Raw genomic sequence first — 20,920 nt, forward strand, 5'->3', positions numbered from 1 at the left:
GGGAGCATAAAAGCGGAGATAATATGCAGGAGGGAAAACTCTTGCATATTATTTTTTTTTGTGCTAAAATATTTTGAAATACAAAATAATTGAAAATCATAGCAGTTTGAAAAGAAAGAGATACTGCTTGCAGGAGGATAAGATGAAGGTTGAACCGAAAATTCGAGAGTTTATCTGTACCACAGCCCATCCGGAGGGATGCAGAGAACATGTAAAAAGACAGATTGCCTGTGTGAAAAGAGAGAAAATCATTCATGAGGGAGAGAGGGTGCCGAAAAAGGTGCTGGTTATAGGAGCGTCCACAGGCTACGGTCTGGCAAGCCGGATTACTGCCGGCTTTGGCTGTGGAGCAGCCACTCTGGGAATTATGTTTGAAAAGCCCTCAAACGGTAAGAGAACGGCAACACCGGGGTGGTACAATACCGCGGCTTATGAAGAAGAGGCCAGAAAAGAAGGGCTGTATGCAAAAACCATAAACGGAGATGCTTTTTCTAGGGAGGTGAAGGAAAAAACCATTGCTCTGATAAAAGAGGACTGGGGCAAGGCAGATATGGTGATTTATAGCCTGGCAGCGCCCAGAAGGACAGACACTGAGGGGAACACCTGGGTATCCTCTTTAAAAACTACAGGAGAGCCTTTTACGGAAAAGAGTCTGGATTTGCGGAACAATACCATTGCCGAGAAAACAGTAGAGCCTGCCACAGCAGAAGAACTGGAAGGCACGAAAAAGGTCATGGGAGGAGAGGACTGGCTGGATTGGATAAAAGCGCTGAAGGAGGCAGATGCTCTGGCGGAGCAGGCGCTTACAGTGGCATATTCCTATATTGGGCCAAAGCTTACCTATCCTATTTATTATGACGGTACCATCGGACAGGCAAAACGGCATCTGGAGCATACCGCAGAAGTGATTGCAGAGGAATTTCCTTCTGTGCAGGCACGCATTTCTGTCAATAAGGCTCTTGTAACTCAGGCAAGCGCAGCTATTCCCATTGTGCCGCTATACTTTGCTATTCTCTATCGGGTTATGAAGGAGCAGGGAAATCACGAGGGCTGTATCGAGCAGATGGTACGCCTGTTTAAAGAAAAGCTTTTAAAGGAAACGCCTCCGGTTGACGAAAAGGGAAGAATTCGTATGGACGACTGGGAGTTGGAGGAGGATATTCAGAACCGGGTATGGGAAATCTGGAACCAGGTGACAACAGAAAATGTGGAGCAGATTTCAGATATCAGGGGATATTGGGAGGACTTTTACCAGATGTTCGGATTTGGCTTTGAAAACATTGACTATGAAAAAGATGTAGAAATTCAGGTTTCTATTCCCAGCATAAAATAAGTTTCAGATATCAGAGTTAGATGAAAATGATATATGTCTTTTTGACTATCTTTTATATTTTCTATTTTGGAGAAACAATCAAAAAGGTACTGTCAGTAAATCTTCTATTGCTTTTCGTACTTTCGCAGGGAGCATATGTTGGACTTAGATGTTATTTGAAAACTCAGTTAAATACCAAGCAACATTGGTGAAAATATGATAAAAATAAACGTATAATAGCAGGGGATAAAACATTGTTCCCTGCTATTATATGAACACCATAGTTTTGCCTCTCTTTTTTGAGAGATAGGGATTTTCTTTTCTATCGTCCTGAAGAAATAATCAATATAGTTCTGGTACTTTCTTTTTGAAGATAAATAGAGCAACCCCAAGAGTAACAATAGCCACTAAAATAATTTGCAGTATGGATTCCTGATAGGTTGCATTTTTGCTGATAATAACTTGCCGAAACACAATGACAATCAGAGAAGTAACGATTGTTGCAGGAACGGATTTTCGGATCATGCCAATGATGAACGGCCATAGCGATAGCACCGTGCATACAATCACAGTAGTTATTGCCATTGGTATCCATGTCTGAAGCATTGAGAGTTGGAATGTACCCTCCAACATATCAAAAAATCTATCCGCAAACACAATATAACCGCTGCAACAGACATATCCAATCGCCATTGAAATTGCTGTATAAATCATAATGATAATCAATTTGCTGACAATCAATTTTATTCGGTTCAAAGGATAGGAAAACATAATCGTAATTGTTCGCTGATTATATTCTCCAATAACCAACTTTGCAGTTAAAACCGACGAATACACAAGAAAAATGAATGACATCAGTAAACCAATAACAAGGTATGTGCTTTCAAACGTGTCTTTGACCTGTTCCGGGTCTGTCATGCTATCCCACAAAGATATTGTGATGAAAATGATGCTGAAAAGGATTGCGGCAAACATAAAGATAATATTTCGTGCAATACCAAATTTTTTCAGTTCCAGTTTAATCAGGTGTGCCATATCATTTTTCCTCCTCTGTAAGCTGGAAAAAGAAATCTTCCAGTGTGTCTTGCTTGCGCCCCATGCTCTCCAAACCAATACCATTCTCAATGATGGCTTTTGACAGAGCTTTGCCTGAAACATCAGAATCATAAATGTGAATAAATTCTTTATCTAATACACTAAAATCCTTGATTCTCATATTTTCAAGTAATGTAGCAGCGCGGGTCACATCGTCAACCTGCAAGCTGATATAATCCGTTTGATGCTTATGAATTTCTTCGATAGACAATTCTGTTAAGAGCTTTCCGTGTTGAATAATCCCAATCGTATCAGCAAGAAGATCCACTTCGGATAGAATGTGGCTGGAAATAAAAATGGTTGTTCCATCTTCTCGGTTTAACCGCTGAAAGAGGGTTCGCATTTCACGAATGCCCTCGGGATCTAAAGCATTGATTGGTTCGTCCAAAATCAAAAATTCTGGTTTTGCCAGAATAGCCCTTGCAATAGCAAGTCGTTGTTTCATGCCCAACGAGTAATGACGGACTTGTTTTCCCTCGACATTCTGCAAGTCCACCAAATGTAAAACCTCATCAATCCGTTCCTTGTTGGGAAATCCCATATACTCACAGTGCAACTCTAAGTTTTGCCGAGCAGTCATTTTATCGTAAAAGTATGGGTTCTCAATAATAGAACCAACCTTTTTGAATATTTCGTAGCTGTGATCGGTAACTTTTTCGCCTAAAAGCTGAACATCTCCGGCGTCTGGCTGGATAAGGTTCAAAATCATTTTCATAACCGTGCTTTTCCCTGCACCGTTTGGACCAACAAAGCCATATATTGCCCCTTTAGGTATGTGGATATTTACATCATCTACAACGACATTTCCCTTGTAAGCCTTTCGCACGCCTACGGTTTCCATGATATAATCCATTTTGTGTGCCTCCTTTATGGCTACCATTATACAAAATGGACTTCGCTTTTCTCTGTCGTAAATCTAACGCTTTTCTAACTTTTCAAGATGGTTGAGAAAATAGTTCGCTCATTTTGTACGCTATAAACTTCTAATTCTGCACCAATTTGTTCAGCAAGACGCTTTGAAATCGCAAGACCTAAACCGCTGCCGGAAGATTTTGGGGCTGTTGTATAATTCCTTACAAAAATCTGTTTTTTCTGCTGTGGTGACATTCCCTTTCCGTGATCTTCTATTTCAATTATGCTTTTTCCATTTGATATGGTGAGCCGTAGAGAAATATATTTGCCATCACCACCATGTCGGATTACATTCTCTATCAGATTTTTCAAAATACGCTGTAATGCCTCCTTATCTATGTAGGCAAAAATCGGTGTATCTGGTATCTGAATATCGACTTCAAATTGTTTCTGTTCAAGCAGATCATAATAGTCCAAAATGGTGTCTTGGCAAAGTCTTGAAACATTTTCCTTTTTCAGTTTAATTGCAAGATCACCGGAAGCTATTTTGGACATTGTAAAATAGTCATTGATTGTCGAGATTAAATCATCAACCTTTCGGTCTATTTTAGTAGCCATAGCATGTACATTTTCAGGCATAGAGGGATTGTTTGTTATATTGGAAAGTATTTCACTATTTCCTTTAAGGACTGTGAGCGGGGTGCGGATATCGTGAGAGATGTTCGTTAGAACCTGCGCCATTGCCTGTTTGCTCTGATCAAACTCTGACTTTTTTGTATAAAATTCTTGCAGTAAGGTATTGAGCGCAACACCTAATTTTTTGATACTGTCATTATCCGTAGGTATAAGCACAAAGCCATTTTCAGAAGTAATTGAAAGAGAAGTAAGTCTGTCGATGATATAGCTGATCTCTCGTTCTAACTTTTTGTGCTGTACCTGTTGCAAAATTAAGATAAGCAACAGAACAAATGAAAGAATTGAAGATATAATCCACATCTACTTGTCCTCCATCTTGTAGCCGATACCCCATAAGGTTTTAATATAGGGCATAGTATCTTCCGCATTATTCTTCAACTTCAAACGTAGGCGATTGATATGAGTATTTAACACATTTTCGTTTCCAAAATACGGCTCTTTCCAAATGAGTTCATATAGCTGTTCTTTTGAATATGCCTGTCCCGGATGGCTGGCTAAAAGATACAAAAGTTCAAATTCGATTGGGGTTAAGTCTATGGATACCCCTTTGCGCATAACCATGTGGCTTTGGGGATTGATTTCAATATCTTTAATTTTGACAATCGAATTATTCGGTAATACCTGATAGGTTCTGGCTCGTCTGATATTCGCCTTTATCCTTGCAACGAGTTCAATTAAAGAAAAAGGCTTTACTACATAATCATCAGCACCTAAATTCAATCCTAATGATTTGTCGGTATCATTATCTTTTGCCGTGATAATGATGATAGGAATATTGCTGACCTGTCGAATGACCTTGATAATCTCCATGCCACTCATGTCCGGCAGCATAAGATCAATAAGGGCAAGCGAATATTCATCATAGCTTGTGATCGTCCGAATAGCTGTTGTGCCATCATCAAAGGACATCACTTCAAACTCTCCTGATAAATAGTCTTTTATCATTCCTCTGATTTCTGTATCATCTTCAATCAATATTATCTTGTTTTCCATTATGATTGCTCCTTGCTATTTTTGTTCTTCCGTCAATAGGCTTTTCGGCATTCTTAGGTATTAACCATACTGTTCCCATTTTCACAGCACTGGGAATACGTCCACCTGCACAATAATAATTTATCCAACGAGGTGTCACACCCCATTTTTTGCCAGCTTCTTTTAGTGTCATGTAGTCCATATTACACCTCCAGTTTTATAGTATAATTCGTTTTCTCGAAGAATACAAGTATAGATAAGGGCGCAAGATCCTATGTCAAAAACAATTTAAGACCTTGCGCCCATGTTGGGAAAATGAGAGAAAGCGCAATTACTTCAAAGAGAGATGCTACTTCTCAGAGCAACTTTATTATTTATATTTAGTCAAAATTGTCAATAATTATATTGTTTATAATTCGAGTGAATCTTCTGCATCCACCCACATCTGTAAATTGCCCTCAAGATATAATCTTGTATATTCCAAAGGCTCATCTACAGCCAATGAAGTAAGAGCACACGCCGATCCATATGTAGTTTTTAAATTTTTTTCAGCTTCCTAACAATCAATGCGAAGCATATATCCGGCACTTGTGTAAACATCAATACTATCGTGGTTTATGTTGTATTCTGCATAAAGTGTTCTCATCATATCTTAGCTCCATTTTTTATAATCAGTTACAGAGTTTTAAATATCGAAAACATTTCAATCAGTTCACCATGTCGTTATTGTTATATGTTATACTATGTTATGAAATTTTCTTTCCCTTAATTTTTCCCATATTAAGGTTCATGAAACCCAATGGGAGGATGTAACACAAGGGAAAAGGTAAGGGAAAGTTCACTTGCTACAAACTTAGTATTTTCAAGGGTTTGTGAGGAATTTGATAATCAAATATAACAGTTATTAAATTTCCTAAAATATATGAAATATCAACTGAGATTTGAGGTGTAAATGATGAATAGAACAGGACGAATTATAGGGATTGTTTTAATGTTAGTATTAGGTGTAGTGCTTCTTTACCTTGCATTTCAGCCATCAAAACTTTTCTTGTTTTTGCATGGATTTGGAGAACGTATAGGGTGTGGGATTATAGGTGCTTTTTTAATATTCGCTGGTGTTATGAATTTATTCCATAGGAAAAAATAAGTCAATAAAATTCCAGTTTAACAATTTTATATCTATATACACAAAGCAGTTAGTCTTAGTATTGACTGCTTTTTTCTTGCCTAAATTTCAAATGGGAGTGATATAATATATGCAACGCTAATGAAAGTTTGAGGTGTTAATAATGGCAAGAAAAAACAAAATACTTTTTGTAGTCGTTACTTTTTTAATGGTGCTTAATTTGATTGGCTGCTCATCAAAAAATACTGAAAACAATGATGATATAACAATAACTCCAAATATGGAATTGATATATGAAGAAACAATTTCTCCAAATAAAGAATATGTCGAAAAAGAAGAAGATATTGTAAATTATACTGTGGAAGTATATCAAGGCAAGGATAATGTAATTCTGGTTAATTCAAAATCTAATTCTGAATTTTTCAAACCACTACAATACAAACTTGGACTTGATACAAATATCACAAAAGAAGATATTGATATAGAATGGGCGACACTAATGGGAAATACTTCTTCAACAAAGGACGACCAGTTAGGTATAGCCTATGTATCTATTTCAGAAAACGGAGAACTTGTTAGCAAAAGAAAAATCAGTTTTATCAATCGTGCTATTGAAATTATAGAAGATACTTTGGATAAAAAATAATTATGGTGTGAAAGGCGTACTTTTATAACTGTTCAATAAGATTGTTCCTTTATATAGTGATATAATTTGATTTAAATTATATATGTCTTTTTGACTATCTTTTTATATCTTCTCAAATGTCCGCAAAGCCTTATTTTATCGGCTCTACGGGCATTTTTCTTTTGTGGTAAACCTCACATATCTAGGTCTATCTTCTTATATTTTCGCTATCAAGCGTGGTTAAAATCGTGGTAAATACTTCTTATGCGATTAGACGCTGAACCTCTGATTTTGCGGTATCTATGGACGCATGAGCATACCAGTTCATTGTGATACTGATATTTGAATGCCCCATGATATACTGTAAATCTTTCGGGTTCATGTTCTTACTTGCCAGCCTTGCCTTTGAGCCGATATAAAGGGTGCTTGCTAAATTGCGGTTTTTTCCGCTTAATTTTCCACCTTGCACATTTTCATAGTTTTTACAGCGACAATCCGCACCGCCATTTTTGTATTTTTCAGATAAGGTGGGAATATCCAGCAGACCGCACATATCATTGATTGCCAAGTCAAAACGTCGGATAACACCGCCACAGTCAAGACAGCGGTTTAAGAATGAATACCAATCCCTATTCTGTGCCTGTAAGACATATTCCATGTTGCGTGAGCCTGCCCCTTTTAATTCCAAGAATACGCCCATGTGTTCATCATCAGAAGCCATAACTTTGATTTCTCCGTAGGCATAATGCTCCTTATAGCCATAATACCCATATTCATAATGGATAAAATAATCTGCTTTCATGCCAAGCACCTTTCGGATAACTTCCAATGCGTTAGTCGTTGAAAAACGGACAGACAGATAATCAACGAGCAGATAAAAAGGCTTATCACAGACATAGTAATTCAGACAACGCAGGATAATATTTTGTGTTTCCTTGCTGGCATTGGCTTTTCCGTTCTCAAAGCGGTTGATACTATATCTTGATACATGGGTAAGACTTGCAAGTTCTCCTTGCGAAAGACCGCTTGCAAGACGTTTGTTCTTCATTTCAAGTGCAAATTCTAAATTGTTCATTGTATTCCTCCAATCCTACAATAGCCTTGAAATACCTGTAAACCACCATTCAAAAAAATGTGAAGTGTACTATCTTCTTAAAACTCCTCATTACTCCTTACAGCTTTGGGGTTGTATGGTTTTTGACTTGTCTTTTGTGAAATAGTGCCCCCCTGTTAGATAACGGGGGCACAGTCAAGGCTCGCAGGCTCGCCAGCCGACAAAGCATTTCCGTCCTTTGACGGCAAGTCGTCATGGCGTTGTTGCTGACGCACGCCAACAGTCCTACAATGCTCTGTCGGCAAGTCCTGTTTTGCCTTTTCTAACAAGTTCCATTTCAACCGATATTCATATCTACGGGTTTAATCAAATAGGTGTTTCTTTTTGAATGTTTTTGTATTTCATTCTATTGTGCTTATTTAATTACAAGAACATAGTGATTCTTATATGCTTATTTGTCAATATCTTTTTTTATCTTTACAAATCATATTAAGCATGATAGACTTATAACAACGGAGATATAACGAGATACGGAGGGTTATGCAATGAAAATAAGCCATTTAGGAAATAATATACAGACCATAAGAAAATTCAGGGGAATGAAACAACAGGAGCTTGCGGACAAAATCGGTATCAATATGCAGAGCCTTTCCAAGATTGAAAGAGGGTTAAACTATCCCGCTTATGAAACGCTGGAAAAGATAATGGAAGTGCTGGACGTAACGCCCAATGAATTGTTGTCGGGGGAATGGAAATATGTTAATCAGTCCGAAAAAGAAGTCTGTCAGTTTTTGAGAGCAGAGGAACGTCTAAATGCAGAACTGAAGCATGGACATTATGATAACTTCTTTGACAGCGAAGAAGAATGGCTGGAATATGAGTTAGAAAAGTTACGGGAATACATTACCGACTACATCAATGGAACAAGCATTGAAGCGTCCGACCTTTACCCGATTAAAGAATTTATCCAGCATTTAAAGTTTCAAAAACTGTTAGACCGCTATGATGATTTATACAGCATGGATATGTTTGGAGAAAGCATAGAGGGACATAAGTATAAGACACCTTATCAAGTCGTGAAAATGATAAACCCGAACTCTAAAGAAGATATGGAACTGTTATCGAAATTACCGTGGGTAACAGGTAAATTTGATGATGAGGACGAGTAATCTTTTCCTCTTGCATGGAAGATACAGAAAACAAAAAGCCCAATCAAGAGTGCAAAGCACCACCAATGGTGGCAAGCTCTTGACAGGGCTTTTTCTTTTCTGTGTTGGGTAATTAAGAGGAAGAAAGGGGTAGCGAGTAATTCATAAATTACCCACTAAATATCTTAAATAGGCACAAGCTTGCTCTTTCGTACAATCTTGATTTTTTAATATGCACCATTGCCATATAAGCAATAGTGTATTACTGTAATGGTTTGCCAATATTTCTTTGGGAATCAACATCTTTTCACTCATTGTACAAGAATGAAAAAGTTCACGCATTTTACCATTCATAAAAGTTTGAAAACTACTGAACATATATCCAATTTCTGAGTTATGCGTCAAGATGCCACGTATCTTCTTTTCGTTTTTTTTGCTGTAATCATAAATACGGTCAAAAAAAATATACAATGCTTCTTCATGCACCATATGATGATATTCTTCCAAATGAATTTCTTGCGTCAATCCTATCCAACAATAATTCAATAAGTCAAATTTATCGTCAAAGTAATTATAAAAAGTCGCTCTAGGATAGTTTGCACACTTACATAATTCTCCTACCGTTATTTCTTCAAAGTTCTTTTCAGAAAGCATGGTAAACATAGTACACATAAAATCATTGAGAGTTCTTTTTGCACCTCTTGTCATTTTCTTGTTTGTATTGTATTTCACAGTATGGACTCCTTTTGCATTTTCTTAAATATGTCTATATTTAGACGTTTTTAGAGTATTGACTCTTGCACATAGGCTATCTTTAATCTAACATGAACTTACAATTTTTACAAGTGTCTAAATTAAAACGAATGTTTTGAAAGAGAGGTATATATGAAAATAGCAGTCATTACAGGAGCTTCTTCGGGATTAGGAGTTGAATTTACAAAGACGATTATAAAGCAGTATCCTAAACTCGATGAAATCTGGATTATCGCAAGACGGAAAGACAGATTGAAAAATCTTGCAAGACATAATCCAGATAAAAAAATACGTGCGATAACGCTTGACCTAGGTGCTGATGAGGAATATAGCAAACTGGAAACATTGTTATCTGATGAAAAGCCACAAATTAGTATTCTCGTCAATAATGCCGGCTATGAATGCTCAGGCAATTTTAGAGATATGTCTGCATCAGATATCCAAAATATGATTTCTGTCAATGTAAAAGGATTGACTATGGTACAAAGAATTTGTAGTCCATATTTTGCGAAAGATAGTTTTGCTATTATGACATGTTCTGTTTCATCATTTACACCAATTCCACATCAGGCTGTATATAGTGCATCAAAAAGATATATCTATGCTTTAGGAAAAGCACTTCGGGAAGAAGAAAAAAGAAATAATGTAAATATCTTATTGCTATGTCCCGGCAACATGGATACAGAAATGAACCCTAAAGGTCAAGCCAGACCAAGTAAACAGATTAATACCTTACCGTTTCTTGATATGGAGAAAGTAACAAAAAATGCATTAGCTAGAGCAGAGCATAAAAAAGCAGTCTATACACCTGGACGCTTTTATAAATTTTATCGAGTTGTGAGTAAAGTATTTCCGTCCTCGTTCATCATGTACTTTGCAAAAAAATTTTATTAATGGAGAGTTTTTATGATTATTTATTTTTCAGCAACAGGAAACAGCCGTTATGTAGCAGAAAGAATTGCTCAGGCAACAGGAGACAGAACCGTTTCTATCACTGCATGTATGAAAAATCAGCAATTCCAATTTGAGTTTCATGAAAGTGAGTTTTTAGGAATTGTCAGCCCTACTTATTCTTGGGGATTACCAGAGATTGTAAAAGAATTTTTGAAGAAAATAAACTTGAACAAAAAACCGTCTTATATATGGTTTATTGCAACCTATGGAACAACCACAGGGCAAATAGGTAATTTTGCGAATGAAATATTACAAAAGCAAAATATAGAAATTTCGGCATATTTCAGTGTGAAAATGCCAGATACATGGACACCAACTTTTAACTTAAGCAATAAAGAACATGTCAGAAAGATAAATGAAAGGGCAGAACTTCAAATAGATTCTGTAATAGATAAAATTATAAATCGTGCCATAGGAGATTATATGCAAAGAAAAGTTCCTATGCCTATTGCAAAGTGGTTTTACAATATGGAGTATGATACTATGCGTAAAACAAGTCATTTCCATGTAGAAAATACCTGTGTAGGTTGTGGACTCTGTGCCCAAAAGTGTCCGATTTCCGCCATAGACATAACGAATAAGCAACCAGTATGGAATCAAGAGCAGTGTGTTATGTGCCTTTCTTGTCTACACCATTGTCCTAAATTTGCAATTCAATACGGTAAAAGAACGAAAAAACATGGACAGTATGTGCATTTCCCATTATCAGTAAAAGAGAATAAAGTGTAGATTCTTACCAAGTAACAGAAAAATATATTGAGGCAGTAAATTATATTTCTTTATAAGTCCATAGGATTTCTATGAATATTTCCCGTACAAACTTTACGTTTTGTACGGGCTTTTTTATAGACACATTCTTTTCGTAAGTTAGTGCAACGGTATAAACGGACACTTTAATTCCCGTTTATATATCCCACTTTAACGGAAAGGGGGTGAGATTATGAGGATATCTTCTTTCGAGCATATCGTCAGGTTACAGTTTAATTCTTTAATGCCGATTATCATTAAGAACAAATTAAAAAGTCGTTACAGACAGCTTGCAAGACGTTCTAAACTTGAAGTATTGTTTTGCGAAATAGCAGAAACGAAACAGGTTGAACGTGGAACGAATGACACCTATTTTTATGATTGTGTATCATTTAAAGTCTTGCACTTTACTATTTATGTATCTGATGAAACACTCGGTACAGCTTTACATAGACTGTCAGAAAAACAGCGTAGTGCAATTTTATTACGCTATTTTCAAGGCATGAACGACAGAGAAATTTCAGAACTGTACCATGTATCACGTTCTGCTATTTTTAGCAGAATAAGTAGAGGACTAAAGAAGTTAAAAACGCTTTTAAGCGAAAGGAAGTAAAAAGAATGAGCAAAGATTATGGCTATCCCTCTTTTGAATTGATTTGCAGAGCGTCAAGTGGAGATGAATTGGCAATCAGAGAAATTCTGAAGTTTTATGACACTTATATTTCTAAATTATGCTTGCGTCCTTTTTACCACTCTGAAAGTGGTAAAATCATTATGCAGGTTGATGAAGAACTAAAAGGAGAAATTTATACAGATATGATGAAAGCAATCTTGAAATTTGAAATACGAGTGAAGTAATCAACTGTATAAAAGAAAATCGGGAGATACATAGTTACTCGTGCTATCTCCCTTAGTAGTTTTATGGTCATATCAAGGCTCATTCAATCGCGGTAAATTCATGGTAAAATGAGTGTTTCAATATACTTCAAAATGCTTGAAAGTATAGTATTTATGCGGATAATTGAAAATTAGATATAAAATTTCTTATTAAAAAGAGCTTTCAGAAAAGAACTTTTCGTCTGTCTTATTTTTCGTCTTCTTTGGAAAGTTCTTCCTCGCTTTTCAGATTTGCGATGAAATCATGGAACGCCTCTGCGGCTGCCATGTATTCGTCTTCTCTTTCAATATTGCTTACCACAGGATTGTCGCCTTCTTCTGCATAGCGGAAAAGATAGGTTTCTCCATCTTTGTTTTTGCCGTTTTCATTTAAGGGAACAAGGGCAATGTATTCTCCAAAGTCTTCTACCGGGAAGGTAGTAAGAACTGCACATTCTAAAACAGAATCATCGTCCAGAGTCAGCTTAATGGTAGGATTGGGTACATTGGGAATGGTTCCCTGGTTTTTGCCGCCTGCACTGGAGCAGTTTGCTGTACAGGAAGCACAGTCGCTTGGGTTGCAGGAATCCAGATTGGTTGTATAGGTTTCTTCGCTCATGCTTATCCTCCTCATGTGTAATATCTGTTCCTATTCTACCAGAATAGGGAGAGGAATGCAACCACAGAAAGGATTTGCAATTTTGTCATAGGACAAGTATAATGGAAATGTCTATGTTAAGAAAAGGAGGAAAAAAGATTGAAAAAGGGGACATCGCATCTGCTGAAAAGGGCAGAGCATTTTAAGACGATTCTCACAGCAGAGGGTTTTGTAGTGGGGATTGCAGCAGGACTGGTAGTGCTTTTGTACAGAGTGCTGCTGGAATATGCAGGCAGGGGAATGGAGCTTGTTCTGGAATACGCAAGAAGGTATCCGGTGCTGGCAGGAACCTGGTTTTTCGTACTGTTTGCCATTGCCTGCATTGTGGGAAAGTTGGTAAAATATGAACCTATGATTTCCGGAAGCGGAATTCCCCAGGTAGAAGGGGAAATGATGGGAAAGCTGGATCAGGTCTGGTGGAAGGTACTTCCGGCAAAGTTTTTGGGTGGTTTTTTATCTCTGTTTTCCGGACTTTCACTGGGAAGAGAGGGTCCGTCTATCCAGATTGGAGCCATGGTGGGAAAGGCTGTTTCCAAAGCTTTAAAAAGAGAAAAGACAGAGGAGCGGTACCTGCTTACCTGCGGAGCAAGCGCAGGACTTGCGGCTGCCTTTCATGCGCCGCTGGCAGGTGTGATGTTTTCTCTGGAAGAAATACATAAAAATTTTTCCGTGTCTGTGCTGGTATCGGTTATGACTGCGTCAATTACAGCAGACTATATATCCAGTGAATTTCTGGGGTTTACTTCGGTTTTTCAGTTTGACATCGGCACGGAAATTGCGCCTCAGTATTACGGACATATTGTGATTCTGGGGATACTCCTTGGGATTATGGGAGCTTTTTACAACAAAATGACCATGTGGGTACAGGGACTGTATTTTAAGGCAAAAGGACTGAATGAAACCACAAGACTTTTGATTCCCTTTCTGTTAGCCGGTGTGCTGGGGCTTGTGATGCCCCAGGTGCTGGGCAGCGGACATGAGCTGATTGATATGGCTGCACAGGGGAACATGGTGCTGAAGGCGCTGGCGGTTTTATTTTTGGTGAAGTTTTTGTTTTCCCTTATCTGCTTTGGCTCCGGTGCGCCGGGAGGAATTTTTCTTTCCGCTTCTGGTTTTGGGCGCACTTCTCGGAGGTATGTATAGCACCTTTGCAGCAGAATATATGGGACTGGATCCTTCTTATATCAGTAATTTTGTGCTTTTGGCAATGGCGGGGTATTTTACTGCTATTGTAAGGGCACCGATTACCGGAATTATTTTGATTTTTGAGATGACAGGGCAGGTGAGCCAGATGCTTTCCATGTCCCTGGTGTCCATTGTTGCTTATCTGGTGGCGTCCGGGTTGAAATCAGAGCCCATTTATGAAAGCCTTCTGGGCAGTCTTTTGAGAAGGCGCGGTCAGCAGGTGCCTGAAAAGACAGGAGGAAAAATTTTACAGGAATTTGTGATTTGTCACGGAAGCCTCCTTCACAACCAGAGTATACAGCAGGTAAGCTGGGCTGGAGAGTGTCTGCTTGTGGCAGTAAAGCGAAACGGTACGGAGTTGATTCCGAAGGGAAAGACAATCTTAAGAGCAGGCGATGTACTGGTAACATTGACTGACGAAGACCATGCGTCCATGGTTTATGACAGTATGAAAAAAATGTGTGCAGAGAAAGGTTCTCTGTCCTGAGAAGACAGGGAAATGAGGTGACAGCTTGAACAGCAATAGGAGAATGACAGAAGAAAAAATACAGGCAGTGCCGGGAATCCCATACCGTCCAGGGGTGGAGCAAACAGGAAAGGGGCATCTGTTTACCGCAGAGGTGCTGCCTGGTTCCGGGGCAGAGCTGCTCTTATATAAGGAAAGAGAGGGAAAATCTGAAGTCCTGAGGATTCCTTTTTTGGAAGAGAGTAGAAGGGGAAATCTGCTGTCCCTGTTTGTAACAGGGCTTCCCAAACGGGAGGTGCAGTATAATTTCTGTATAGACGGTGTGGTAAAGCAGGATCCTTATGCACAGAGTTTGGTTAAAACGCCGGATTTCGGAAAAGAAGAAAAGGAAGAACCACGAAGTAAATACCGGGAGGAAGCTTTTGCCTGGACAGACAGAGGATTTTTGTCAAAGGAATTATCAGAATCTGTCTTTTATAAGGTACAGGTACGCAGCTTTACCATGCACAGAAGTTCTAAAGTAAGGAAAAGAGGAACCTTTGCAGGAATGGAGGAAAAAATCCCCTATCTGCAGGAACTTGGAATAACAGGAGTGCTGCTTATGCCGGCTTATGAATACCGGGAACGGCTCAGGCTGCAGATAAAAGGAAGTCCGTATAAGGAGCTGCAGGATGAAGGTCAGGGAAGGGTAAACTGCTGGGGCTATACAGGAGAGGCCTGTTACTTTGCACCAAAGGCAGCCTTTAGCGCTTCTGCAAATCCGGTGAAGGAATTTAAGCATCTGGTCAATGCCCTTCACGGGGCAGGGCTGGAATGTCTTATGGAATTTTATTTTGGAAGGGAGCTGCCGCCTTCTGTGATGCTGGATATTCTCCGTTTCTGGAAATGCGAATATCACATTGACGGCTTTCATCTCATGGGAGAACGGATTCCAAAGGAACTGTTTATGAAGGATGCATTTCTTGCCGGGAGCAAGCTGTTTTTCCATGATGTGGACGGCAGAGAGGTCTTTGACGGAAAGAAGCCCTTTTATAAAGGCACTGCAGAGTATAACGAAGGTTTTCTCTACTGTATGCGCCGTCTTCTCAAGGGAGAGGAGGGCATGATAGAGGAATTTATGTTCCGCAGCAGGAGAAATCCTCTTTGTAGTGGTGTCATAAACTATATGGCTGACCAGGACGGGTTTTCTATGGCAGATATGGTTTCCTATGAGGAACGGCACAATGAGGCAAACGGAGAAGAAAATCAGGACGGTATAGAGTATAACTGTACCTGGAATTGCGGAGCTGAGGGGCAGACCAGAAAACACAGTATCCGCAGACTACGGCTTCAGCAGATAAAAAATGCCTTTGCTCTTCTTCTTTTCAGTCAGGGAACGCCTCTGATTTATCAGGGAGATGAATGGGGGAACACCCAGAAGGGCAACAACAATGTATGGTGTCAGGATAATGAGCTGGGCTGGATAGACTGGAGCGGTATACAGGGGCATGAGAAAATTTTCACCTTTGTAAAAAAGGCCATTGCCCTGAGAAAAGAGAATCCGGTTTTTCACATGAAAGAAGAACCAAGGGGGATAGATTACAGAGCGCTTGGATATCCGGATATTTCTTATCACAGCAGTCAGGCCTGGTATGTACCAAAGGAAAAAGGACTTCGTTGTCTGGGTATGATGTATTGCGGAGATTATTGCGGACAGGATAGAAAATTCTGGTTTGTAGCAGTGAATCTGCACTGGGTTTCCCATGAGCTTGCCCTTCCGGGTATGTCCGGGGAAATTTTCTGGCAGATGGTTCTGCGCACAGATGAGGAAGAAAACGGAGGATTTCTGGAGCAACAGGAGATGATTAAGGAGCGAACCCTCGTGGTTCCACCGAGAACAATTATGATTTTAACAGGAAAGCAGGGCGAAAAGACATGCGGGGCTGGGAACATTTTAAGACGATTACAAGGCACAAGTTTTTAGTCATGAAATATTGCTTTAAGATTGGACTTTACAAACAGGGGATTCTTCACGATTTGTCCAAGTATTCCTGGACGGAATTTCGGATAGGCTGCAAATATTATCAGGGAAACAGAAGTCCAAATAATGCAGAGAGGGAGGCGACAGGGCTGTCTACCTCCTGGATCCACCATTATGGGAGAAACAAGCATCATTTTGAACATTGGGTGGATTACGGTATTCACTGCGATACCATTATCCGCGGCGTGCCCATGCCGAGAAAATATATTGCAGAAATGGTGATGGATCGCATCAGTGCCTCCAGAAATTATCATCCGGATACTTATACGGACAGAGCGCCTCTTGAGTATTTTCTTGCCAGCAAGGAGAAGCTTTGGTTTGTCCATAAGGATACTAACCGGGATTTGGAGATGCTGCTTCGTATGCTGGCAGAAAAGGGAGAAAAGGAAACACTGAGTTATATCAGGCACATATATCTGAAAGGAATGTAAGGATTTATGAATGTACAGGTATCACAGGTACTGGAACTTATAAAAGGATATTGGGACACAATTCCGCAGCAGTATAAGCTGGTTATTTATCTGGCAGGAGCTGTCTTTGCGCTTCTGAACTGCTTTATGGGATATCGTCTTCGCAAAGTCTGGGGCTGTATTCTGGGAGTGCTGGCAGGCGCCGGAGGAGGTGGGGCTGCCGGGTACTATTTTCTTCAGGATAAGGTTATGGCTCTGGTGTGCGCTGCCGGAGGAGCTTTGATTCTTGGGCTTCTGGCCTGGCTTTTATATAAGTTTGGAGTCTTTTTCATGTGTACCGGGCTGGTATACTGCATGATTTTGGGATTTTTCCAGGATGCGTCCATGACCCAGCATATCCTTGCATTGGTAGCAGGTGTGTTTGCAGGAACGCTGGCACTGGGATATGAGAAGCAGATGGTTATTGGGGTTACCGCGATCTGCGGAGGAATCGGAGGTATCCATCTGATTTTTTCCATGATGAACAAAGGGACAGCCGGAGAACTGGTGCTGGGTATCATTCTGGCAATTATCGGTGTTTTCATACAGGCTGCACCCCTTATGCGGGAGGATGGAAGAGAAACTCCTCTTTTTGGCAGATTCTCAGACAGAAAAGGTATGGGACTTCCCACAAGACGAAAGAAAAAAGTAGTGAAAAAGACAAAGGTGGTACAGAAGAAAGCAGCAAAAGAGAAGGCTGCAAGGGATAAGGCGCTGGAAAAGAGAAGAAAAATTTTTACAGACGATGATTATGATGATGGGGACTATGACAGCGATTATCAGCCGCCCGAGGAAGAGCCAGAGTTTGAGGCGCCTATGGACAGGGAGGAGCTTGACAAAACGCAGGAGCATCATGTGGGACAGAAGCAGTACGAGCCCCCAAAGCAGCAGATGCCATATATGGGAAGCGGAATAGGAATTGACTTGGATGATTTAAACCGGGAATTGTCACAGGAAATTAAGAAGATTTATAAGGACGACAACCAGTAGAGGGGGTCGTTCTTTTTTCATGAAGCGGTAACAGACTTGACAAAGAAGGGAAAAGCCAGTATACTGAATTTATAATTTGATAGTCAAAATATTTGAATCATAAATAATAAAAAATAACAGAGAGGAAGAAAAATGACAGGAAGAATTACAGGGACGGGAAGTTTTGTACCAGAAATCAATGTCAGCAATGAGGAGCTTTCCGAAATCGTGGATACCAGCGACGCATGGATTTACAGCCGTACGGGAATCCGCAGCCGGAGAATTGCCGGAAAGGAAACGGTTGCAGAAATGGGAGCAGAGGCAGCCAGAAGAGCTATGGAGAAAGCAGGGGCTCTGGCAGAGGAGATAGAGCTTTTAATTGTGGCAACCTGCTCAGGAGAGTTTCTTTTTCCAAGCACTGCTTGCCAGATACAAAAGGAGATAGGCGCCAGGCAGGCAGTTGTCTTTGATATAAGCGCTGCCTGTTCAGGCTTTCTTTTTGGGCTTAACACAGCCTGGGCTTATCTGCAGAGCGGAATTTATAAAAAAGCCCTTATTATTGGAACTGAAAAATTGTCCAGACTGCTGAACTGGGAGGACCGAAGTACCTGTGTCCTGTTTGGAGATGGGGCAGGGGCTGTGGTACTGGAGGCAAAAGAAACAGGGATTGAGGGTATGGTGCAGCATGCAAATGGAGAAAAGGGAGAGGTTCTTACCTGCAGGGAAGGACATGTGGGAATAAAAGGAATTAATCCTTTTGACAAAGAGCCGGAAGCAGAGCAGAAGACCTGTGGACTGGAAATGGAGGGACAGGAGGTCTTTAAATTTGCAGTAAAGAAGGTTCCGGAGTGTATTGAAGAATTGCTGGCACAGACCAGGACGACAAAGGAGGAAATTAAATATTACCTTCTGCATCAGGCAAACAGCCGCATTATTTCCAGCGCAGCCAAAAGGCTGAAAGAGCCGGAGGAGAAGTTTCCCATTAATATGGAGCATTACGGAAATACCTCTGCTGCAAGCATTCCCATTCTTCTGGACGAATTAAACCGTCAGGGAAAGCTGCAGAGAGGAGATAAGCTGATTCTTTCCGGGTTTGGCGCAGGACTTACCTGGGGAGCTGTACAGATAGAATGGTAGGAGGCAAAATCCTTATAAATGGTAAAAGAACTGCCACACAGAAGTATGAATACCGGAAGAATCTGGCTGACATCTCTGCGTGGCAGTTTTTTCTCTTTGAGAATCCCATCGCTATTATAGATCTGGCTGCTAACTACAGCCATAATTCGTTTGCTGTTTACAATGGTCATGTGCAGAACCTGTGAACCCTATGAATTTGCGATTCTTGGAGACAAAAGCAAATAAAAAGCAGAAGGACAAAAAAGCTGTTTTCCTGATTCATAGACCGGGAAAACAGCTTTTTGTTATATGACAGAGGTGTTTATGATTTTCTGCTTTCTTACAGGCAGTTTTTCATCTCCTCATAAGTTCCGTGTGCCTCGATGTTTTTCACAATGGTAGCCACTTCTTCTTCAAATCCCGGGATTTCGGTTAAATCCTTGCCCCAGAAATCTGTATTTGTGCAGACAGCGTGTACCAGTTCTTTTGCACTGTCCGTTCTATGTGCATAGTAGAATTCCAGAACTGCGCGGTCATCAGAAATGGTGTAGGTATCCCCGTTTGGACGTTTTGCCACCAGACCTGCGTCAGTCAGTTCTGTGCCACGGTAGAAAGAAATGTAGAAGGCAAAAGAAGCGGTAATACATTTCGGCAGTTTGTTAAATTTCGCTACATAGCCTTCCAGGGATGGCATTACCCGGGCTTTCCACTTGGAAGTGGAGTTTAAGGAAATGGACATAAGGGCATGGTCGATAAACGGATTTTTGAAACGCTCGGTTACCGCAGCCGCAAAGTCTTTGCAGTCCTCTTCAGAAAGGGAGAGGGTTGGAATGATTTCCTCATAAATAGTTTTGTTCATAAAATTCAGGATTGTGTCGTCATGCATACAATCTCTGACAATGTTCTGACCAGCCAGATAAGCGCCTAAAACCATGGAAGTATGCGCGCCGTTTAAAATACGCACCTTTCTCTGTTTGTATGGTTTGTGGTCGTCTGTAATCAGCACAGGAAGTCCTGCTTCGGCAAAGGGAAGCTCTTTTTTCAGGGATTCCGGTCCTTCAATAACCCAGAAGCCAAAAACTTCACCAGTGTCAATGATATTATCTTCGTAACCATTTTCTTCATTAATAGCGGCAGCCTCATTTCTCGGGAAACCGGTTACAATACGGTCTACCAAAGTAGAGCAGAAAATATTTTCCTGCTGGATCCAGTTGATAAATTCGTCACCCAGTTCCCACTGTTTTGCGTAGTTTAACACGCATTTTTCCAGCTCTTTTCCGTTGTTGTCAATGAGTTCGCAGGCAAGAATGACAAAGCCTTTTCCAGCTTCTTTTCCAAATGTCTGAAATCTGCGGTATAAAAACTGAGTCAGTTTTGCAGGATAGCTGGAAGGTGGTGTTTCTGTAAACTGGCAGGAAGGGTCATAGGCAATTCCTGCTTCTGTGGTATTGCAGGTAATGTAGCGGAGATCCGGATTTTCTGCACATGCCATGACTGCTTCGTAGTCGCTGTGTACATTCAAGCAACGGCTGACGCAGGAAATGATGCGCTTGTCGTTGACCTTCTGTCCGTTTTCAAAACCTCTTAAATATAAGGTATACAGACCATCCTGTTCGTTAATCACATCTGCCAGATTAAAACCGCCGTGGTTGGCAATGGGCTGTACCAGCACAACTTTGCTGTTAAATCCTGCTTTTTCATTCATCATATCAATGAAATAATCTACAAAGGCACGGAGAAAATTTCCCTCTCCGAACTGCAGCACACGTTCCGGTGCGTCTTTTAACAGATAGCCGTTGTAGCCCTGTTCTTCCAGTGTCTGATAGCTTAATTTTTTCATAGTGTGA

General features: G+C 40.2%; 22 protein-coding genes and 4 pseudogenes. 15 read left to right on the top strand and 11 right to left on the bottom strand.

Translation table 11 applies throughout. The features are described 5' to 3' along the window. Positions 1-142: 142 nt before the first annotated feature. Complete coding sequence (gene fabV / locus DQQ01_RS05670) at positions 143-1,333, top strand: enoyl-ACP reductase FabV (RefSeq protein ID WP_111919127.1); 1,191 nt, start codon at positions 143-145, stop codon at positions 1,331-1,333. 26 nt (positions 1,334-1,359) lie between these two features. Then, a complete protein-coding gene (locus tag DQQ01_RS16380; protein ID WP_330407727.1) occupies positions 1,360-1,524 on the top strand; it encodes a DUF6040 family protein in 165 nt (54 codons plus the stop codon). A 130-nt stretch (positions 1,525-1,654) separates the two neighbouring features. Here DQQ01_RS16380 and DQQ01_RS05675 read toward each other — a convergent pair whose 3' ends face one another. From DQQ01_RS05675 to DQQ01_RS05700, 6 genes and pseudogenes are all read right to left on the bottom strand, one after another. After that, entirely contained in the window at positions 1,655-2,347 is a 693-nt protein-coding gene (locus DQQ01_RS05675; RefSeq protein ID WP_111919129.1) for an ABC transporter permease, read from the bottom strand. A gap of 1 nt (position 2,348) precedes the next feature. Further along, positions 2,349-3,260 (bottom strand): ABC transporter ATP-binding protein, encoded by a 912-nt coding sequence (locus DQQ01_RS05680; protein WP_111919131.1) that lies wholly within the window; start codon positions 3,258-3,260, stop codon positions 2,349-2,351. Positions 3,261-3,334: 74 nt separating this feature from the next. Further along, positions 3,335-4,255, bottom strand: a complete 921-nt coding sequence (locus tag DQQ01_RS05685) for a sensor histidine kinase (RefSeq protein WP_111919133.1) — start codon at positions 4,253-4,255, stop codon at positions 3,335-3,337. After that, the gene (locus DQQ01_RS05690; protein ID WP_111919135.1) at positions 4,256-4,948 is read right to left on the bottom strand and encodes a response regulator transcription factor; all 693 of its coding nucleotides are present in this window, start codon (positions 4,946-4,948) and stop codon (positions 4,256-4,258) included. Then, a complete protein-coding gene (locus DQQ01_RS05695) occupies positions 4,923-5,129 on the bottom strand; it encodes a helix-turn-helix domain-containing protein (protein ID WP_111919137.1) in 207 nt (68 codons plus the stop codon). Before DQQ01_RS05695 ends, DQQ01_RS05690 begins: the two co-directional genes overlap by 26 nt. A gap of 207 nt (positions 5,130-5,336) precedes the next feature. Continuing rightward, positions 5,337-5,573, bottom strand: a pseudogene (locus tag DQQ01_RS05700) (DUF6061 family protein). Between the two features lie 306 nt (positions 5,574-5,879). Here DQQ01_RS05700 and DQQ01_RS05705 point away from each other — a divergent pair. Together DQQ01_RS05705 and DQQ01_RS05710 are read left to right on the top strand one after the other, a co-directional pair. Then, positions 5,880-6,074 carry a preprotein translocase subunit SecD gene (locus DQQ01_RS05705; RefSeq protein ID WP_242980605.1) on the top strand — a complete coding sequence of 65 codons (195 nt, stop codon included), beginning with the start codon at positions 5,880-5,882 and terminating at the stop codon, positions 6,072-6,074. Between the two features lie 142 nt (positions 6,075-6,216). Beyond that, positions 6,217-6,699 carry a hypothetical protein gene (locus DQQ01_RS05710; RefSeq protein WP_111919141.1) on the top strand — a complete coding sequence of 161 codons (483 nt, stop codon included), beginning with the start codon at positions 6,217-6,219 and terminating at the stop codon, positions 6,697-6,699. 241 nt (positions 6,700-6,940) lie between these two features. On the opposite strand, the pseudogene DQQ01_RS16870 reads toward DQQ01_RS05710, so the two are convergent. Together DQQ01_RS16870 and DQQ01_RS05720 are read right to left on the bottom strand one after the other, a co-directional pair. After that, a pseudogene (locus tag DQQ01_RS16870) lies at positions 6,941-7,078 on the bottom strand (site-specific integrase); the annotation flags it as partial. Between the two features lie 57 nt (positions 7,079-7,135). After that, positions 7,136-7,753, bottom strand: a pseudogene (locus tag DQQ01_RS05720) (helix-turn-helix domain-containing protein); the annotation flags it as partial. Positions 7,754-8,277: 524 nt separating this feature from the next. On the opposite strand from DQQ01_RS05720, the gene DQQ01_RS05725 reads away from it, so the two are divergent. After that, positions 8,278-8,901, top strand: a complete 624-nt coding sequence (locus tag DQQ01_RS05725; protein WP_111919145.1) for a helix-turn-helix domain-containing protein — start codon at positions 8,278-8,280, stop codon at positions 8,899-8,901. A gap of 141 nt (positions 8,902-9,042) precedes the next feature. On the opposite strand, the gene DQQ01_RS05730 is transcribed toward DQQ01_RS05725, so the two are convergent. Next, entirely contained in the window at positions 9,043-9,612 is a 570-nt protein-coding gene (locus DQQ01_RS05730; RefSeq protein ID WP_111919147.1) for a TetR/AcrR family transcriptional regulator, read from the bottom strand. Between the two features lie 153 nt (positions 9,613-9,765). Here DQQ01_RS05730 and DQQ01_RS05735 point away from each other — a divergent pair, with 153 nt between their 5' ends. From DQQ01_RS05735 to DQQ01_RS05750, 4 genes are all read left to right on the top strand, one after another. Further along, positions 9,766-10,527 (top strand): SDR family NAD(P)-dependent oxidoreductase, encoded by a 762-nt coding sequence (locus tag DQQ01_RS05735; protein WP_111919149.1) that lies wholly within the window; start codon positions 9,766-9,768, stop codon positions 10,525-10,527. 12 nt (positions 10,528-10,539) lie between these two features. Next, a complete protein-coding gene (locus DQQ01_RS05740; protein WP_111919151.1) occupies positions 10,540-11,316 on the top strand; it encodes an EFR1 family ferrodoxin in 777 nt (258 codons plus the stop codon). A gap of 211 nt (positions 11,317-11,527) precedes the next feature. After that, positions 11,528-11,947, top strand: a complete 420-nt coding sequence (locus DQQ01_RS05745) for an RNA polymerase sigma factor (protein ID WP_111919153.1) — start codon at positions 11,528-11,530, stop codon at positions 11,945-11,947. Positions 11,948-11,952: 5 nt separating this feature from the next. Further along, positions 11,953-12,192, top strand: coding sequence for a helix-turn-helix domain-containing protein (locus DQQ01_RS05750; RefSeq protein ID WP_111919155.1), 240 nt, complete (start codon positions 11,953-11,955; stop codon positions 12,190-12,192). 226 nt (positions 12,193-12,418) lie between these two features. On the opposite strand, the gene DQQ01_RS05755 is transcribed toward DQQ01_RS05750, so the two are convergent. Beyond that, positions 12,419-12,829, bottom strand: a complete 411-nt coding sequence (locus DQQ01_RS05755; RefSeq protein ID WP_111919157.1) for a DUF1292 domain-containing protein — start codon at positions 12,827-12,829, stop codon at positions 12,419-12,421. A 138-nt stretch (positions 12,830-12,967) separates the two neighbouring features. Here DQQ01_RS05755 and DQQ01_RS05760 point away from each other — a divergent pair. The 6 genes and pseudogenes from DQQ01_RS05760 (at position 12,968) to DQQ01_RS05785 (ending at position 19,279) form a co-directional block, all read left to right on the top strand. Continuing rightward, a pseudogene (locus DQQ01_RS05760) lies at positions 12,968-14,540 on the top strand (ClC family H(+)/Cl(-) exchange transporter). Positions 14,541-14,583: 43 nt separating this feature from the next. Next, entirely contained in the window at positions 14,584-16,482 is a 1,899-nt protein-coding gene (locus DQQ01_RS05765; protein WP_111919159.1) for a glycogen operon protein GlgX, read from the top strand. Next, a complete protein-coding gene (locus DQQ01_RS05770; RefSeq protein WP_111919161.1) occupies positions 16,434-16,970 on the top strand; it encodes a DUF5662 family protein in 537 nt (178 codons plus the stop codon). The genes DQQ01_RS05765 and DQQ01_RS05770 overlap by 49 nt, the downstream gene beginning before the upstream one ends. 6 nt (positions 16,971-16,976) lie before the next feature. Continuing rightward, positions 16,977-17,978 carry a DUF308 domain-containing protein gene (locus DQQ01_RS05775; RefSeq protein ID WP_111919163.1) on the top strand — a complete coding sequence of 334 codons (1,002 nt, stop codon included), beginning with the start codon at positions 16,977-16,979 and terminating at the stop codon, positions 17,976-17,978. A 132-nt stretch (positions 17,979-18,110) separates the two neighbouring features. Then, positions 18,111-19,094 (top strand): beta-ketoacyl-ACP synthase III, encoded by a 984-nt coding sequence (locus DQQ01_RS05780; RefSeq protein ID WP_111919165.1) that lies wholly within the window; start codon positions 18,111-18,113, stop codon positions 19,092-19,094. Then, a complete protein-coding gene (locus DQQ01_RS05785) occupies positions 19,088-19,279 on the top strand; it encodes a hypothetical protein (protein WP_111919167.1) in 192 nt (63 codons plus the stop codon). The genes DQQ01_RS05780 and DQQ01_RS05785 overlap by 7 nt, the downstream gene beginning before the upstream one ends. A 134-nt stretch (positions 19,280-19,413) precedes the next feature. Here the strand turns inward: DQQ01_RS05785 and DQQ01_RS05790 are convergent, their stop codons facing one another. Then, the gene (locus DQQ01_RS05790; RefSeq protein ID WP_111919169.1) at positions 19,414-20,913 is read right to left on the bottom strand and encodes a tagaturonate reductase; all 1,500 of its coding nucleotides are present in this window, start codon (positions 20,911-20,913) and stop codon (positions 19,414-19,416) included. Positions 20,914-20,920: the final 7 nt, after the last annotated feature.

The organism is Blautia argi (assembly GCF_003287895.1).
GTDB classification, from domain to species: domain Bacteria; phylum Bacillota; class Clostridia; order Lachnospirales; family Lachnospiraceae; genus Blautia; species Blautia argi.

Excerpts from the sequence above, each read along its gene's own strand:
- DQQ01_RS05745 (WP_111919153.1), top strand. The coding sequence starts at position 11,528 with ATGAGGATATCTTCTTTCGAGCATATCGTCAGGTTACAGTTTAATTCT.
- DQQ01_RS05705 (WP_242980605.1), top strand. The coding sequence starts at position 5,880 with ATGATGAATAGAACAGGACGAATTATAGGGATTGTTTTAATGTTAGTA.
- DQQ01_RS05790 (WP_111919169.1), bottom strand. The coding sequence starts at position 20,913 with ATGAAAAAATTAAGCTATCAGACACTGGAAGAACAGGGCTACAACGGC.
- DQQ01_RS05725 (WP_111919145.1), top strand. The coding sequence starts at position 8,278 with ATGAAAATAAGCCATTTAGGAAATAATATACAGACCATAAGAAAATTC.
- DQQ01_RS05780 (WP_111919165.1), top strand. The coding sequence starts at position 18,111 with ATGACAGGAAGAATTACAGGGACGGGAAGTTTTGTACCAGAAATCAAT.
- DQQ01_RS05710 (WP_111919141.1), top strand. The coding sequence starts at position 6,217 with ATGGCAAGAAAAAACAAAATACTTTTTGTAGTCGTTACTTTTTTAATG.
- DQQ01_RS05740 (WP_111919151.1), top strand. The coding sequence starts at position 10,540 with ATGATTATTTATTTTTCAGCAACAGGAAACAGCCGTTATGTAGCAGAA.
- fabV (WP_111919127.1), top strand. The coding sequence starts at position 143 with ATGAAGGTTGAACCGAAAATTCGAGAGTTTATCTGTACCACAGCCCAT.
- DQQ01_RS05750 (WP_111919155.1), top strand. The coding sequence starts at position 11,953 with ATGAGCAAAGATTATGGCTATCCCTCTTTTGAATTGATTTGCAGAGCG.
- DQQ01_RS05675 (WP_111919129.1), bottom strand. The coding sequence starts at position 2,347 with ATGGCACACCTGATTAAACTGGAACTGAAAAAATTTGGTATTGCACGA.
- DQQ01_RS05680 (WP_111919131.1), bottom strand. The coding sequence starts at position 3,260 with ATGGATTATATCATGGAAACCGTAGGCGTGCGAAAGGCTTACAAGGGA.
- DQQ01_RS16380 (WP_330407727.1), top strand. The coding sequence starts at position 1,360 with ATGATATATGTCTTTTTGACTATCTTTTATATTTTCTATTTTGGAGAA.
- DQQ01_RS05695 (WP_111919137.1), bottom strand. The coding sequence starts at position 5,129 with ATGGACTACATGACACTAAAAGAAGCTGGCAAAAAATGGGGTGTGACA.
- DQQ01_RS05685 (WP_111919133.1), bottom strand. The coding sequence starts at position 4,255 with ATGTGGATTATATCTTCAATTCTTTCATTTGTTCTGTTGCTTATCTTA.
- DQQ01_RS05785 (WP_111919167.1), top strand. The coding sequence starts at position 19,088 with ATGGTAGGAGGCAAAATCCTTATAAATGGTAAAAGAACTGCCACACAG.
- DQQ01_RS05765 (WP_111919159.1), top strand. The coding sequence starts at position 14,584 with ATGACAGAAGAAAAAATACAGGCAGTGCCGGGAATCCCATACCGTCCA.
- DQQ01_RS05770 (WP_111919161.1), top strand. The coding sequence starts at position 16,434 with ATGCGGGGCTGGGAACATTTTAAGACGATTACAAGGCACAAGTTTTTA.
- DQQ01_RS05735 (WP_111919149.1), top strand. The coding sequence starts at position 9,766 with ATGAAAATAGCAGTCATTACAGGAGCTTCTTCGGGATTAGGAGTTGAA.
- DQQ01_RS05775 (WP_111919163.1), top strand. The coding sequence starts at position 16,977 with ATGAATGTACAGGTATCACAGGTACTGGAACTTATAAAAGGATATTGG.
- DQQ01_RS05755 (WP_111919157.1), bottom strand. The coding sequence starts at position 12,829 with ATGAGCGAAGAAACCTATACAACCAATCTGGATTCCTGCAACCCAAGC.
- DQQ01_RS05690 (WP_111919135.1), bottom strand. The coding sequence starts at position 4,948 with ATGGAAAACAAGATAATATTGATTGAAGATGATACAGAAATCAGAGGA.